We start from the raw sequence: 16,186 nt of genomic DNA, 5'->3' as shown, positions 1-16,186 counted from the left end.
AAACCTTCTCCTCTTTCCATATTCTTTGCTTTTGATATTTTCATATAACAATCCTACTATATTTTACATGAAAATAATAAAAAATGCATGTTTTATATGAAGTAATGAGTCTTTCAAGTATTTACGGGATTACCCTTACCTTACGATCTTCCATTAAGCTACATTGATATTGAAAAACCTTTAAGAATGATCGCTCATGAACTGCTTTGCTCCACTCTAATTAAAGTGAATCTTCAACCAGCGGGGGTTTCATTCATGTTCGTACCGTAATAGTATGACTTAAGGCCGCTTACGAAATCGGACATTTAGGTGCTGTTATCTCCCGTTTAGATTTGTTGCAGTACAATTATCCAACTCCTCAGTGGGAGCCAGCACCTTATATACGGGATAAATCATAAAATAAGATCCCTTTATCTCTCCCCGCCCTCTTTTTCCTGCTTTGTGTAACACTGAGTAGTAATCTCCATTTTATAAAAAGATGTAGCATGAAAAAAATGCCACCCCCATATAGAAGCAGCATTTTTCGTAATCTATATAATACTATACTTGTAGCAAACGTCACCATCCCAATCAGACTAATTTAAATTACTTCTACCCAACCTTTACGGATAGCGGCAACCACAGCCTGAGTTCTATCATTAACATTCATTTTTTGCAAAATATTACTAACATGGTTTTTCACTGTTTTTTCACTAATGTATAAAGTTTCTGCTACGGCACGATTACTCTTGCCATCTGCCAATAATTGGAGCACCTGACATTCTCTTTTGGTCAATAAATGAAGCGGTTGTCGATATTCAATTCCATTTTCCGAAAGAGAGGAGATATTATCCTTTGCTAGTCTGCGATACTCCATCACTAAGTTATGTGTCACTTTAGGGTGGAGATAAGACCCGCCGTCACTTACCACTTTAATCGCTTCAATAAGTGCATCCGAATCCATTTCTTTTAACAAATATCCCTGTGCTCCCGTTTTAAGCGCATGTGTAACATAGCTCTCATCATCATGGATGGAAAGGATAATGACGCTTGTATTTGGAAAATAACGTACAAGGTCTTTAGTTGCTTGAACACCATTCATATTTGGCATATTAATATCCATTAATACTACATCAGGATTGTTCTCCTTTACGAGTTTGGCAGCCATCGAACCATCATCACCCTCTGCCACTACTTCAAATGAAGGCTCAAAATCTAAGATTCTTTTAACTCCCTCACGAAATAATTTATGGTCGTCTATTAACACAATGCGTAATTTTCTTTCCTCATTCATTATATTTGTTCCTCCTGCATCAAAAATGTATTTCATTACCCCAGAAATTACTTATGATAGAATCCAATTCTTCTTATTCTATAAACTTAACCATACGTTGGAACAAGCTTCTTTGAGGTTAAAAGATTACTAGTCTCTTATAATCAGACTTGAGGTATCTTATTATAAAAGGTGAAGTATCATTCATACAAACATAAACTCACATAAAAACACTTCTACTTCATTATACCGTTATACAGACGTATAAGGAACCTTTATAAAAATGGTTGTTCCTTTTCCTATACTGGACGAAATATTCATTTCCCCTTCAAGCATCTCCACTCTTTCTCTCATACCAATTAATCCAAACGACTTATCTCTTTTCATCAAAGGATCGAAGCCTATTCCATTATCTTTGATCACCATGGTTAAATTACTTTTGCCAATCTCCAATTTTACTTGAATCAAAGACGCTTCAGCATGCTTTACTGCATTTTGCAAAGCTTCTTGAACTAAACGAAAAACAGCAATTTCATATTTTTGATGCAATCGCTTTTTTTCTCCAAATGAATGGAATTCAATTTTCACATCATTATAGTCAGCTACAGTAGCAACATATTTTTTCATGGTGGGGATTAACCCTAAATCGTCCAAAGCCATTGGTCGAAGGTCATAAATAATCCTTCTCACTTCATATAAAGAGGAGCGGATCATTTCCCGAACGCTTTTCATTTCTGCAATAGCCTGTTCAACATCTTGATTAAGAAAAGTACGTTCTACGAGCTCAGAACGCAGTAAAATATTCGCAAGCATTTGTGCGGGTCCATCATGAATTTCCCTGGAAATCTTTCGCCTTTCTTCTTCCTGAGCTTCAATAATTTTTAATCCAAACTCCTGCTTTTCTTTTGCTTCTTCTAGCATTTCGTTCACTTGCTGGAAATCATCGTGTAAATAATTAAGTACTACAGATATTTTACCCGCTAAGCCCTCAGCACGTTCAATGGTTTGTCCGAGAGAGATTAATCTTCTCTCTAAATCATCTCTTTTTTCTCGCAATACACTCTCTTCCTGACGCAGCATAGCTAGTTTCGTTTGCATAGAATGTGTCATCTCGTAAACTTCTCGTATTTCGACCTCTGAGTATCTATCAAAATACCTGCTTACTTCAGCCAGACGTCTGCGAGAAAAGCGAACTTTTTGCTCTAATTCGTCTCCGTCATTGATATGCTGTGCCACTTTGATTTTCGTATCCTGTAATTCTTTTACGAGATGCTCATGCTCATTTCTAGCTTCTTCACTGATGTTAAAGATCTCATCTTTACTATTTTGCACTACTTCAATCATTTCATGAATAACATAATCTAAAGCTCTATCACTAATTCTCTGCGCCATCATTTCCCACCAACCTATGTTATAATTATACGCATACTTTCATCTTTTTTATAGGGTCTTTTAGCATACATAAAAAGGACAGAAAATGCATCTTTTTACTCAATTTTACTAAAATGACTAAGCTCTCTACTACCTATATGCTTATGTAGTTTATCCATTATTTGTAATTCGGAGCCTATTTCTTGTTGTTACCAAAACAGCTTGCAACTCAAACTAGATACTTTATATCCTGTTTTCCCGCTATCTAAACCGTTTTAAAGGAAATTCTTTTTAAAGTGAAACTTTAAATGGAGAATAACTTTCCGCTTCTAAGAATGCTAATTGAATATCCCATTACTTTATGTCATCATTTTATATAAGAATGAAATATATATAAACACAAATACACTGTTTGTTAATACGTAGAACAAAACAGTTTACAATCGTTTATTTATTATTTTACCATGCAAAATACCAAGGAGGAAATGCAAGTTGCTAGATCGTTATTATACCGTAAAACACGAGGGTCAAGATGAAATAATCATACAAAAGTCCCGGTTTATTGGCTATGTTAAAAGAGTAGAGACAGAAGCTGCTGCACAAGAATTTATACACGCAATAAAGAAAAAACATCATGATGCAACACACAATTGCTCCGCTTATTTAATTGGTGAACACGACCAAATTCAAAAAGCAAATGATGATGGAGAGCCTAGTGGAACAGCAGGAGTTCCGATTCTAGAAGTATTAAAGAAGCAAAAACTGAAAGACACAGCTGTTGTTGTAACTCGATATTTTGGGGGCATAAAGCTTGGTGCAGGCGGATTGATTCGTGCATATGGAAGTACAACTTCGCAAGCAATCAAAACGACTGGCGTTGTGAAGCGGCAGCGAATGCAAGGATTCACTGTTACAGCAGATTACGGGCTATCAGGAAAAATAGAACATGCTCTACGACAGTCAGAATATATCCTTCAAGCAATTGACTATACGGATCAAGCCACTTATCACGTCTATGTAGAAGTTGGGTTTGAATCCGAATTCAAGGCATTTATTGTTGAACTATCGAATGCGCAAGCAGAAATAAATGAAACAGACACAACCTATATAGAAATTGATGTATGAACAAAGTAAATGAAACCTTGGATTATGATTTTAGACTTGACTTATGTAGGAAACGAGGCAGCGACATAACTAAAACAGCTGATTAAAAAACGAACAATAAAGCGATGATAGGATTTTTTAATACAAGCAAGCCGAACAATTATAAATCATTAATTGTTCGGCTTTTGCTATATATTAATTACTGATGTCCCAGCTTTTTTCATATTACCTCATTTCACTTAAAGTAACTTACATGCCGCTTCATCCGCTACGATGATTACATGAGGATGTTTTTGTAAAATCGATGCAGGAAATTCCTCACTCACTTCGCCGTTGATAACACGGTGCAGTGCCTCCGCTTTTCCTTCCCCTGAAACAAGCAATACAATTTGTTTGCTTTCCATAATTGTTTCAATGCCCATTGTAATAGCTTGAGAAGGAACCTCGTCTATTGATATGAAAAAGCGTGCATTAGCTTGACGCGTAGATTCATCCAACTGAACAATATGTGTCCTGCTTGTAAAAGGTGTACCTGGTTCATTAAACCCAATATGACCGTTTAGACCGAGCCCGAGTATTTGTAAATCAATATTTCCTGCCTGTTTGATACGATTTTCATAATTTGTAGCTTCTTCGTTTAAATCAATTGCGTTTCCATCTGGTAAATATGTTTGATTACGTGGAATACCAATATGTTTAAACAGTTTTTCATTCATGTAGTAATTATAGCTATTAATATCATCTTTTTCCAAGCCTACATATTCATCGAGATTAAAGGTAACGACATGCTCAAAAGAGACCTTACCCTCTTTATACTGATTTATTAAATACTGATAAAGTCCTTCTGGAGTAGAACCTGTTGCCAAACCAAGCACTGGATTTTCAAGCGTATTTACTTTTTCAAGAACCAACTTCCCTGCATACTCACTTAATTCCTCATAATTACGAACCTTAATCAATTCCATTTTGCTTATCTCCTTTAAAAGCTATTATTCCACGACAGAATGTATATTTAATATCGAGATGTTCATCTACTAAAAGAACATCTGCGTCTTTTCCTGGAGTAATACTCCCTTTTCGATCGTATATGTTAATTTGTTTAGCAGGGTTAACAGCTGTCATTTCAACTATATTTTTCATCGACACATCTGTTAAGCGCAACATATTTTGCGCACCTTCCTGCATTTTCAAAATACTTCCCGCTAACGTGCCATTATCCAATAATGCTCGATCAGATGATACATGCACCGGTTGTCCACCTAGTTCATATTCGCCAGCAGGCAAACATTTTGCTCGCATCGCATCGGTGATTAGTAACAGTCGTTCACTACCGATATTGCGATAAATCAGCTGCAGCATTTCCGGAACAACATGAATGCCATCTGCAATGAGTTCTGCACGTAATTCCTCTAATTCCATGGCCGCACCAACCGCGCCAATATCACGATGATGGATGCCGTTCATGGCATTGCATAAATGAGTAACTTGTCTAACTCCATGTTTGACAGCTTGTTGCATCAAAGAATAATTAGCATCTGTGTGACCTGCCGAGACATTAATCCCCTCTGCGGCCAGTTTTTTAATAAACGATCCATCTGGATCAAGCTCAGGCGCCATTGTAATCGTTTTTATTTTCTCCCCGGATAACTCCTGCCAACGATCAAATAGAGCTTCATCCGGGTCCTTAATATGTTGTAAAGGTTGGGCACCAGCTTTCTTTTTTTCAATGAATGGGCCTTCTAAATGAACACCAATTACCTCTGCTTGTCCTCCTTTATTCATATAGTCCCGTACATTGATTAACGCAGCCTCAATCTGCTCTGGAGCCTGCGTAATTGTCGTTGCTAAAAAGCTAGTTGTACCTTCTTTAGGCAATACAGAAGCCATCGTATCTAGAGCAGCTTCAGTAGCATCCATCACATCTGCGCCATTTGCTCCATGAATATGCCCATCAATGAACCCAGGGATAGCGGCTAAACCTTTCGCATCAATAATTTGTGTTCCTTCAGGCAAATTGGAAGGCATTTCATCAGATGGATGAACGGAAACAATTTTCCCTTCATCCATAAGTACATTACCAGACTCTATAACTGTTGTTTCCGTGTACACTTTTGCATTTTTAATTAACACTGGAGAAGTTTCTTTCATCTTACGTCGCTTCCTTCCTTACGAATCATGTAATATGTTTCCTTGCTTTCCTTACAGAGTTTCTAAAATTTAACTCTCTAGGACGATGGTAACATAACTTGTGTTTTTTTTCACATTACTCCTAGTTGTCAATCTATCCCTGTTACATCGCAGATCGATAAAAATTATACGTTTGCATTTTAGTTTAAGCAAGTACATCGATTAAATCATTTTAGCACCTACAACTAGCTGAGCTACCTATCACAATGCCACGTCACTTCTCCCGATTTCCATTTCTTCATTTGAATTCATAAAAAAACAAACATTGTTTAAAATAAGTCACATTCATCAATATGACAATGGTTATAGCCTCATATTTAAACTACTCACAGATGACAACATATCAAGAAGCAGCATCTCTAGAAGAAATACTACTTCTTGATCTTAGGATTTATGCGCTACTGAACTTGTTATTGTGCTACTTCGTAATTCTTTAATAAGCATATTCACCATTTCTTGAGAAGATTTTATATTTTGATTTTCTGTTTCTCGGATAACTTTTTTTAATAATTTTTTATACCTTTCTTGTTCACCCATCAAATCCCCACCTTTACACCTTCATTTTGTGCAAATAAATGTTTGACTACTTAACTTCATTCATTCGATAATCTTTTTTCTAAATTACTATAAATTCTACTAAAAGTTACAGCGTTATACAATCATTTCGACTATTTTTTTAGAAATAAGAATATATGCAATTGTAGAAACGATTCAATTAAATTGGGTCACTATATCATATGCTATTACCATCAAATAGGGAAAATTTCTTTTTTGATTTTATAGGAACCTATAAAATGAGGTGCTTGTGGATAACGAAATAACCGACTAGTCACGTCCGGCGCACGAGCCCGGCAACGATGCGACTTTAGAAATGCACCCTACGCTACGATAAGGTCTCATCGGTTCGTCACAAAGAGGAAGGCCGACTAAAAACGGGCTTGCCGCTCAGGCGTCGGCATACCCCTGTTTTTAGTGGCATGATTCCTAAATCTTTAGTTGATTCGTTCCATTCGCTACGTTGCTAAACGGGCGCCCCAAGCCTTTGTTCACTAGGTGAACTCACGCTTACGGAGTAATTATTATATAAAAGCAAGTGCCTTGATTAGCCGTGATAAGCAATTGAACTCCTTTACAAAAAGACCCGTCTAGATGTTGAACACCTCGTGGTTTTAGTCAACTGTTAAAAAAACGGAAACAGCAAAATATCATATCGCAACCAAAGTATTTAAGCTTGCTTACAAAGTAAAATAACCGCAAGCATCTTATCGCTCCACGGTTATTGTTTATTAATTCGCCATTTATTAAATTCCAAATATTCTTTAAACTGTTCTTTAGTCACTCCAGACTCCATTGCCTCTTTAACAATTTCCAGCCACTCCTCATCTAACTGTTCCGCAGGCATACTTGGGTCTTTTCTTAGCAGTTCATTAATGGAGACACCAAGTACGTGACTAATTTTTTCCATAAATTGAATAGAAGGATTCTTTTGTATTCCACGTTCAATTGAACTTAAATACGATTTCGCTACACCAGCCTTTTCAGCTAGTTCTGAAATTGACATGTTTTTATCTTTTCGTAATTTTTTTATTTTTTCTCCGATCAATTCCTCACCTTCTTTCAAATGGCATTATACCATAACCTAGGTGAGTTATACTATTTCTAAAAATAGTTATCATAGACATTATTTTCTTCCCGTACAGTACGTATAAACAAACGGACATCTTCGATTGGAATACCTAATGTTTTAGCTTGCTTTACCAACTCTACCCATTCGCCATCCAGTGACAGTTGCTTCACCTTCATTAAGATCATCATCCTCCATTATATCATATGCAGCACCAGCATTTTGCTGCCCATCTCCCAAGACTATTATACTACACTCTTCCTACTTGTTCCCTAGCTTGTTTTGTCGTATAGTAACTAGTTTTGTATTGCTTTTCGAAAAAAATGTCTGATACTCTTGAAAGTAATTTGCTTTAAGCTACTGTTTTTTATTGAAAGTTGATTCCCTCCATAAAGTGAAAATTTCAATCAGCCGGAGTTCCTTTCATTCTCCGATAATTGAAAAGTAGAGCAAAGGCTAAAACTAAAGCTCCCTTGAAAAAGAAAAAACGCTTTTTTTACAAGCCGCGCCTTGCATGCGACAGCTTACAGGCCCAACGAATCGGGAATTTAAGTGCCGTTACCCCTATTTAGCTTTCGTTATATTTACTCAGGCTCCCCGTAGCGGGTGGGGGTAGCGGCACCTTACATTTGGGATAAGATGAAGTTTAATTCAGATAACAGGTAAAGGTTTAAGCGAATCAATTTAAAAGCCATGAAACCATTAGCTTTGAAACTACAATTTCTACAGTCATTGGTCTTTCCAACTTAACTCTCGACGTTTTGTGTTTTTCACTTTATAAGAAATAAGAATAAAAAAGCCACCTATTCCAACTAATATCAAACCAAGTAATATATATATAAACATACCTGTTGCTGTATTAGGCAGCTTTGGGCCAACATCATTTAGATCCGTGCCCACCTTTCCGATTATGGTTTGCTCGTCATTCGTGTTTCCATCTCCTTCGACAGTAAAAACGATGGAGAAATTCGTTTCCATTCCTTGATATTCGTTTCCTAGTTCCTTTGGAAAACGTACTGTCATGGTAATCTCATCTTTACACTTGGGTGCTAGCCTTCTCGCTTCCATACTAGTAAAGTCTTTCAGCTTTCCGTCATACAATGAACGATCTTCTTCTGTTACTTCCAGATATAGTTCATTATAAAGCTTTATCCCGCCTTGACTCTCTACCTTCATGTTATATTGAAAAGGGTCGGTACCTTGATTTTTTATAGTTACGGTTCGCGGAGCCCAATCTCCAGGTTTCATATGATGAACATCAAACAAAACATCGTCCGGGGTCACATCAAAAGCTATTTCCTCTTCTGCATAAATCTTTGTAAACAGTCCACTTAGGGTTAAAAATAATGCAGCGAGTAGACTAACAGTGATATAAAAACTTCTCCTCATCATCCATCAACTTCCCTACCTCAAAGCCTAATGTCCACTAACATTGGCTTGATTCGTTTTTTTAGCATCTTCCAATTGCGCTAAGGTTCGCCAAATTGAAATTCCTGCATATCCTAACAAGAGCACCCCGGGCAAGATTAATAAGAAAATACTTCCATTAGGTGATTGAGCAAAATGTATAAAGTAACCGAGGTAAGGAATGGTAAATCCTTTATATTCACCAACTACATTTTCAGCAAGAACAGGGCTAGAATCTTCCGCATTATTGTTGTCACCCTTTGTTGTATATACAACCCCATTTTTGGTGCTCGTCGTGTCTACAATCCGATGGGTTACGAGCTTATTTTCGTCTGCTTTAAATGTAATGACGTCTCCTTTTTTGAACTCATTTGTCTCTGAAATCATCTTTATCGCTATGATCGAACCAGTCTGGATCTCAGGTTCCATGGATCCCGAAAGAACAGTTTTAAGCTGATAACCAAATAATTCCGGTTCCCCACCAGAAACCTTGGTCATTAAAACAACACTAGCCACGACAAGTAACGTTATAAATAACACATAAGATACAATACGATTTGCCCACTTAAATATTTTTCTTTTTTTATTCATTTCTTTCCCCTTCCTTTTGCTTATTTAAATCAGGTTGGTCCTTTTGCGAGGACTGCTTTTTCTCTTCAGCTATTACTTCTTGCTTTTCATTTATCTTAGTTTGCTGTGTTTGTGCTTCGCTTGTTTCATCCACTTGCTGCTTCGTTTTCTCGTTTTTTTCTTGATTAGCATCTTTTACTTCCTCGTTCTTTTCATTTTTTGTTTTTGGAGTAGACTGTACTTGATTTGTCGCTTGGTTTTCTGAAGGCTTACCTACACCATTAGATTTTGGCTTCTCTTTGCATTGCACGTTTATTTCCTTGCTCCATAGTAAATCGTCATCAGCTTGTTTAACAAGAAACACGTAAACTCCTGGCTGTTCTACTGTAGCTGTTAATGTGGCTGTCTCTTTTTTTGCTAACGGATTAATTTCTCCTTCCCCTTTTTCAAGGTCCAATGATTTGCCATATTTCATTGGATTTCCTTTTTCTGTATAAAACACGTCATACGTAAGCGACTTGGTCATATCCACAGAACCGATATTTTTGATTTTAGCTTTTAAAGTCACTCGTTCACATGTAGTTATCTTTTGTACTTGCTTACGGATAAATTCCAGCTCGTAAGTTTCCTCTATAACTGGCGGTTGTTCCTGCCACTCACCGATAGTAACTTCCCCATCTAATTGAACATTTTCATGAAAATAAGCTGTGGTTGAAGATGCCATGTAACCTAGCAAATAAACTGCCGCATAAACAATTACGAACACCTTTAAGCTAAAATACCAATAACGATATTTATTCTGATACCGACTGATACGGGTTCTTCTCACATCTAGCCCACCTTATTCTATATAGATTTACAGTGCAATTCTCACATATCCGTAAAAGGAATTCATTTTCACTGCGATAAACTCATGGTTGATTTCTACCTCTATTGACACTATCTTTTTTATACCATTTTTAGCAGGTATATATTTAAAAACGTAAAACAATTGTTTTATGTTTTTAAATATATACGATACTTGGGAAGGAGTTTTCCTCCCCTTCCTTTATATCATCATGGTTATTGAAAGTTCGGTTTCCCATCTCGCTGCATAGCCTCGAAGCTCCATTGCAAGCGAATATAATCACCTTGAAAATGATTTTGACTCTTTTTATTATCAATAAACGAAAATCTCACCGAAAATTTTTCTGCATCACTATCGATTGGAAACTGTTCCAATACTGGAATAGATTCATTTTTCATTTCAGACAATTTCTTTTTAAATATCACGACTTCCTTCCCGTTTACACGATGCAGATATTCGACAGTAATATAATCAGCAAGATCTTCTCCTTTATTGTTTTCGCCTTTATCGACAACTTCATAATCCGAATGAAGTATAACTTCCTTCATATCAATTGTTCCATCATTTGTTAACCTGAAATGACCATTGATCGTGTCACCTGGTACTAGATTTTCGATTTCTATAATGGACGTTTTATTAATTCCTAAATCTAGTAAACCTGTTGCAAATGTATTCATCGATTCTTCAGTATCATTAAAATAAGAATACGTACCACTACTAATTAAACTTATCCCTAACATTGCCGTAACGATACTCATCCAAAGCTTTTGTTTTATATTCATGCTACTGCCCACCTTTGTTAAAATTATCAAAAGATAATGTGAACCATCATGCTGTGGAGGTTGAGCTATTATTTGTCATCTTCTCTCTTCTTTTCACATATATTTGTTAGTGAAGTAAGAATCTGTAACAGCAAAAGTAGAGGGATAAGCATATATCTCCACTTTTGCTGTCAGTCCCCTGGTTACTTCTCTTCTCCTTCTGTTTGATGTGCTTCTAAAGCAAAATCCACATCTAAATTAGCCCCTTGAAGGAAATTTTGATCTTCTCCATTATCTACAAATGTGATTTTAATTCGGATTGTATCTTCTGTTCCAATTGGAATCCCTTTCCCTTCTTGAACCAAAGGCCACCAAACCCAAAACCCAGGCGTAATATCCTGATTTTTTATTTGACTTAATTCACGAATTGTCTTTCCACTTAAGCTTTCAATTACTTTTCCATCACTCTTTAAGAAATCTACTCGTAAATGATCTTCAAATCCTTCTGTTCCAGAAAAACTTGTATTCATTAGTACTTTGCTTATATCTAATGTCCCTTCGTTTGTCATCTTAAATGAACGTGTCATGTAATCACCGGGCTTTAAGTTATTTATATCAAAGGCGATAGTAGGGTCCACCCCAATATCCAACGTTCCAGCAGCAAATGAATTCTCTACGACCTCTTGATCACTAAAGTATGCAAATGTTCCTCCACCAATTAACCCAACTCCTAAAACTGCTGTTGCAATGCCCATTCCTAGTTTCTTCTTAAAACTCATGTTTTTTTCCTCCCTATACTTTTAGAAAAAATCTTATGCTTTCCTATAGTGTAAAATAAAACGATCTTTCAATAAAAAAATTGTCTATCCCCCTTTCCCGTATGTATAACCCCACATGTTCTCTCTTGAGATTGTTTTGTTTCTTATAAAGAACAACATCTAGAGTATAATATATGTTTTCGCAATTTTAAAACTTGAAAATAAGCCTTATATTCGTTATAAAGAACACTTTTCTTCGATTTACTTCATTTTACTTTTAAATACTTAAATTTATTTATTTTATCCATTAAAAAGAACAAACTGAAGACACAATTATATTTTATGAACAAACGTTGAATAATTGACATGGACTTGATTCCTCACATCACTTTCAAACAACTAAAATTAAATTCTATTTGCTGCGTGAGAAAAAATAGTGAATCAATTGTAGGTATTTATTCATATGTACAGGTAAATATCGCTCCTTATAAAGTGCGTCTTCGTTAGTAGGGGTTTTCATTCATCCCCTACTGATTGTAGTGGAAAGAATTGGTCATTTATGTGCTGTTACCTCCCACTTAAACTTGTTGCTGTACAATTTTATCCAACTCCTAAATCGGGAAGTCTTAGAGCATCTTAGTATATGTGACAAAATTGAAAGGATAGGAAAAATAGACGAAAACGACTAATTTCGATATAATCAAACCGTAATTGTTTTTATTTTACAATCTATCAGATAATGAATGCAGACAATTTCAACTTATTGATTAGCTGTGGTCATGAAGTATAGAATATAGTTTATTCCTTCAGGGTCTTGTAATACAAAAATAAAACGTATTTAGCATGGGATAAAAGCTCAAGACGGGAAACATAGTGATTAGTAGCAAAATATACGGAATCGAACATCGCTACGAACTTCCGTTTACAGTTTTGCTGCGTTACTATCCGTTTACGGATAGAATGCGTTTTCAAATCTCTTCATTATTTGCTTAAAAGTATAGTGACGATAAACAAGAGAAAATCTATTGCACCAATCAAACTATTTTATTTTCTGGCCACAATGAATCTAGCTTCACTAGACTGAATAAAGATGGTATATAGGAGTGAATGAATTGAATACCCGTATGAAAAAAAATAAAAAAAAGCGTAAATGGCCATTGTGGCTAGGGGGAATTATTTTAGCTATTCTACTCATTGTTGGTGGAGCTATAATTTACGTTTGGAATCAAATCGATAATACGATCGAAACAATGCATACCCCATTGTCACGTGATAATGATCCAGAAAGACAAAAGGAGTTAGAAGCTATTTTCAAAGACACAAAGGCTGTCAATCTACTATTACTCGGTGTCGATGAACGGAGTGGCGACAAAGGCAGATCGGATACAATGATTGTTTTGTCACTTAACCCAAAAACCAATGCAATGAAAATGGTTAGTATCCCAAGAGATACTTATGTTAACATCCCAGGAAAAGGTCAAGATAAAATTAATCACGCTTACGCTTTTGGAGATGTAGAACTTTCCCTCCAAACAGTGGAAGAAAACTTTCATATTCCGATACATTATTACGCTAGCGTAAACATGGAGGGATTCAAACAAGGAATTGACGCATTAGGTGGGGTTACTGTTTCTAACGATAGAGCTTTTTCACAAGGAGGTTCTGAATTCCCTCAAGGAGAAGTTCAGTTAAATGGTGAACAAGCATTAGACTACATCCGTATGCGGAAAAATGATCCAAGAGGAGATTTAGGTCGTAATGAACGTCAACGTGAAGTAATTATGGCTGCTATTAATAAAGGCGCCAGTTTTTCAAGTATTACTAAGTTTGGTAATATTCTTTCCATACTCGGGGATAATGTAAAAACAAATCTGGACATGGATGATATGCAAACGTTATTTAGTAATTATCGAAACACCAGAAACAACATATCAAACGTCGAAATTAACGGAAACGGTCAAAAGATTGGCGGGATTTGGTACTATGTTTTACCAGATTCAGAATTCAGCCGAGTACAGTCAGAAATTGAAACACATATGAATGCAAAGTAAACTAAAAAAAGTCAAGTAACATGGATGAAACAGCCCTTCCATGCTACTTGACGTATACTATTTTGGGGTGTGATTATGAGAAAACGAATTTTGATTGCAATTATAATGCTAATTGTATTCGTAACTGCCTGTTCCGATAACAACGCTACACCAAATGATCGATTCTCAAACTATATCAATCATTGGAATAAGCAGGAATTTGGCAAAATGTACAAGATGGTAAGTAAATCGACTGCGGAAAGCTATCCCACAGAACAGTTTGTTGATCGCTATAAAAAGATTTATCAAGATTTACATGTTTCCGATTTAAAAATTGAAGCTAAAGAATTGAGCAAAGATGAATCCGATAAAGCCGCAGAGTCTGGTAAAGCAACTATCCCTTTCACCGTTAGCATGAAAACGATGGCTGGACCTATCTCTTTTGACTACGAGGCTAATTTAATAAAGCAGGGAGAAGATGATGAAGAGAACTGGTATATCGAATGGGATCCAGGTTTCATTTTTCCAGAAATGAAAGATGGAGGAGAGCTGCGTATCGAATCTACCCCTCCTGTTCGTGGAGAAATTCGTGACCGCAATGAGATGCCTCTAGCCATGAACGATATCATCTACGAAGTTGGGATTGTTCCTGAAAAACTTGGTTCAAGCCCCGACCAAAATAAAAAGAAAATTGCCCAACTGCTAGGATTATCTGTTGAGGCGATTGATGAAAAACTAAATGCTGATTGGGTTCAACCTAACTTATTTGTACCTCTAGCAAAGATTACGAAAGAAGAGGAAGCGCTTTGGAAACAGCTCGTCGCAATTGATGGTATCACAAGACAGGAAACAACAGGGCGCATTTATCCAGGAGGAGAAGCGACTGGAGCTTTAGTAGGTTATATCGGATCAGTGACGGCAGAGGATTTAAAAGAACAAAAAGAAGGTAATTACTCTGACCAAGATGTTATCGGGAAAAGAGGACTTGAAAAACTATATGAAAAACAGCTACGCGGAGAAAAAGGCAGCCAAATTAAAATCGTGAAAGACGGAGAAGAGACCGTCCTTGCTGAAAAAGAAGCAAAAGATGGAGAAAATATAAAATTGACTATTGATATTAATGTACAGGAAAAGATTTATCAAACATTAGATGGTAATATGGCTACTGTATCAGCAATAAATGCTAAAACAGGAGAAACATTAGGTTTAGTATCTAGTCCTTCTTTTAATCCGAATAATATTTTATATGGAACCACACCAAATCTTTGGAAACAATTAGAAGAGGACAGCAAAAATCCACTATTAAATCGTTTTTCATCCACATATGCTCCTGGTTCAGTTATGAAGCCGATTACTGCTGCAATTGGATTGAGTAATGGCAAGATTGATCCAAAAAAAGGATTAGAAATAAATGGACTTACTTGGAGCAACGGAGAAGGCTGGGGAGATTATGAAGTAACCCGTGTATCCGAATCCAACGGTCCGGTAGATTTACATGACGCACTTGTCCGTTCAGATAACATCTATTTTGCTATGCAAGCTGTAAACATGGGAGAGAAAGCTTATGTTGAAGGTCTTAAAGCATTCGGCTTAGGCACACACTTCCCATTTGAGTATCCGATAACAGCATCTTCTATTTCCGCTTCAGGAAAGTTAGATGATGAAGTTCTGCTTGCAAACACGAGCTACGGTCAAGGAGAATTAGAAATGAGTTCCCTTCACCTAGCTACTGCCTATACAGCATTTTTAAATAACGGAAATATGTTGAAACCAACTTTGCTTGCAAATGAAGATAAAAAACAAATTTGGAAAGAAAAATTAATTACACCAGAGCAAGCAGACATTATAAAGGAAGCCTTACGCGATGTAGTTGTAAGCGGAACAGCTAAGCAGTCTGCAAAAAATGCTGATTTCCCTGTCTCAGGTAAAACGGGAACAGCAGAGTTAAAATTAACGAGTGATGATTCAGGTCAAGAAAACGGTTGGTTCGTTGGTTATCCTACAGACGATGAGGATATTATTGTTTCTGTTATGATCGAAGAAATCAAAGGAAAAAGTGGCTACCCTACAGAAAAAGCAGTAGAAATTCTCAATCAAATGAAGGAATAGCCCTTCACCTGCATCCATTTCACCAATGAACAAAGGCTCGGGGCGCCCGTTTAGTAACGTAGCGAATGGAACGAATCAACGGAGGAGATAAAGGAATCATGCCACTAAAACAGGGGTATGCTGACGTCTGGTCGGCAAGCCAGTTTTAGTCGGGCTTCCTCTTAGA

The 16,186-nt window shown here is 36.5% G+C and carries 15 protein-coding genes; 3 read left to right on the top strand and 12 right to left on the bottom strand.

The window, feature by feature from the left end:
* Positions 1–580 precede the first annotated feature (580 nt).
* Both BKP57_RS17815 and BKP57_RS17810 read right to left on the bottom strand, forming a co-directional pair.
* Positions 581–1,273: a response regulator gene (locus BKP57_RS17815; RefSeq protein WP_050352309.1), complete on the bottom strand. Its 693-nt coding sequence runs from the start codon at positions 1,271–1,273 to the stop codon at positions 581–583.
* 231 nt (positions 1,274–1,504) lie between these two features.
* Positions 1,505–2,644, bottom strand: a complete 1,140-nt coding sequence (locus BKP57_RS17810; protein ID WP_050352308.1) for a sensor histidine kinase — start codon at positions 2,642–2,644, stop codon at positions 1,505–1,507.
* 471 nt (positions 2,645–3,115) lie between these two features.
* On the opposite strand from BKP57_RS17810, the gene BKP57_RS17805 reads away from it, so the two are divergent.
* Positions 3,116–3,748 carry a YigZ family protein gene (locus BKP57_RS17805; protein WP_072742090.1) on the top strand — a complete coding sequence of 211 codons (633 nt, stop codon included), beginning with the start codon at positions 3,116–3,118 and terminating at the stop codon, positions 3,746–3,748.
* A gap of 218 nt (positions 3,749–3,966) precedes the next feature.
* Here the strand turns inward: BKP57_RS17805 and nagB are convergent, their stop codons facing one another.
* The 10 genes from nagB to BKP57_RS17760 form a co-directional block, all read right to left on the bottom strand.
* The gene (gene nagB / locus BKP57_RS17800) at positions 3,967–4,692 is read right to left on the bottom strand and encodes a glucosamine-6-phosphate deaminase (protein WP_050352306.1); all 726 of its coding nucleotides are present in this window, start codon (positions 4,690–4,692) and stop codon (positions 3,967–3,969) included.
* Entirely contained in the window at positions 4,679–5,875 is a 1,197-nt protein-coding gene (gene nagA, locus BKP57_RS17795; protein ID WP_050352305.1) for an N-acetylglucosamine-6-phosphate deacetylase, read from the bottom strand. The genes nagB and nagA overlap by 14 nt, the downstream gene beginning before the upstream one ends.
* 423 nt (positions 5,876–6,298) lie before the next feature.
* Complete coding sequence (locus BKP57_RS22560; protein WP_166554445.1) at positions 6,299–6,451, bottom strand: hypothetical protein; 153 nt, start codon at positions 6,449–6,451, stop codon at positions 6,299–6,301.
* 739 nt (positions 6,452–7,190) lie between these two features.
* Positions 7,191–7,517 (bottom strand): helix-turn-helix domain-containing protein, encoded by a 327-nt coding sequence (locus BKP57_RS17790; protein WP_050352304.1) that lies wholly within the window; start codon positions 7,515–7,517, stop codon positions 7,191–7,193.
* Between the two features lie 56 nt (positions 7,518–7,573).
* Positions 7,574–7,717: a DNA-binding anti-repressor SinI gene (gene sinI / locus BKP57_RS22310; RefSeq protein ID WP_232231220.1), complete on the bottom strand. Its 144-nt coding sequence runs from the start codon at positions 7,715–7,717 to the stop codon at positions 7,574–7,576.
* 550 nt (positions 7,718–8,267) lie between these two features.
* Positions 8,268–8,930, bottom strand: coding sequence for an LPXTG cell wall anchor domain-containing protein (locus BKP57_RS17780; protein WP_050352303.1), 663 nt, complete (start codon positions 8,928–8,930; stop codon positions 8,268–8,270).
* Positions 8,931–8,954: 24 nt separating this feature from the next.
* The gene (sipW, locus tag BKP57_RS17775) at positions 8,955–9,536 is read right to left on the bottom strand and encodes a signal peptidase I SipW (protein ID WP_050352302.1); all 582 of its coding nucleotides are present in this window, start codon (positions 9,534–9,536) and stop codon (positions 8,955–8,957) included.
* Positions 9,529–10,344: an amyloid fiber anchoring/assembly protein TapA gene (gene tapA, locus BKP57_RS17770; RefSeq protein ID WP_050352301.1), complete on the bottom strand. Its 816-nt coding sequence runs from the start codon at positions 10,342–10,344 to the stop codon at positions 9,529–9,531. Before tapA ends, sipW begins: the two co-directional genes overlap by 8 nt.
* 233 nt (positions 10,345–10,577) lie before the next feature.
* A complete protein-coding gene (locus BKP57_RS17765) occupies positions 10,578–11,144 on the bottom strand; it encodes a TasA family protein (RefSeq protein ID WP_050352300.1) in 567 nt (188 codons plus the stop codon).
* Positions 11,145–11,326: 182 nt separating this feature from the next.
* A complete protein-coding gene (locus BKP57_RS17760; protein WP_050352299.1) occupies positions 11,327–11,902 on the bottom strand; it encodes a TasA family protein in 576 nt (191 codons plus the stop codon).
* A gap of 1,103 nt (positions 11,903–13,005) precedes the next feature.
* Here BKP57_RS17760 and BKP57_RS17755 point away from each other — a divergent pair.
* On the top strand, positions 13,006–13,932 hold the full coding sequence (locus tag BKP57_RS17755; RefSeq protein ID WP_050353504.1) for an LCP family glycopolymer transferase: 927 nt from the start codon (positions 13,006–13,008) through the stop codon (positions 13,930–13,932).
* Between the two features lie 75 nt (positions 13,933–14,007).
* A complete protein-coding gene (locus tag BKP57_RS17750; RefSeq protein ID WP_050352298.1) occupies positions 14,008–16,020 on the top strand; it encodes a penicillin-binding transpeptidase domain-containing protein in 2,013 nt (670 codons plus the stop codon).
* Positions 16,021–16,186: the final 166 nt, after the last annotated feature.

It is taken from the genome of Virgibacillus sp. 6R (assembly GCF_001895305.1).
Taxonomy (GTDB): Bacteria; Bacillota; Bacilli; order Bacillales; family Amphibacillaceae; genus Virgibacillus; species Virgibacillus pantothenticus.
This window is presented reverse-complemented; position numbering and strand designations above follow the sequence as displayed.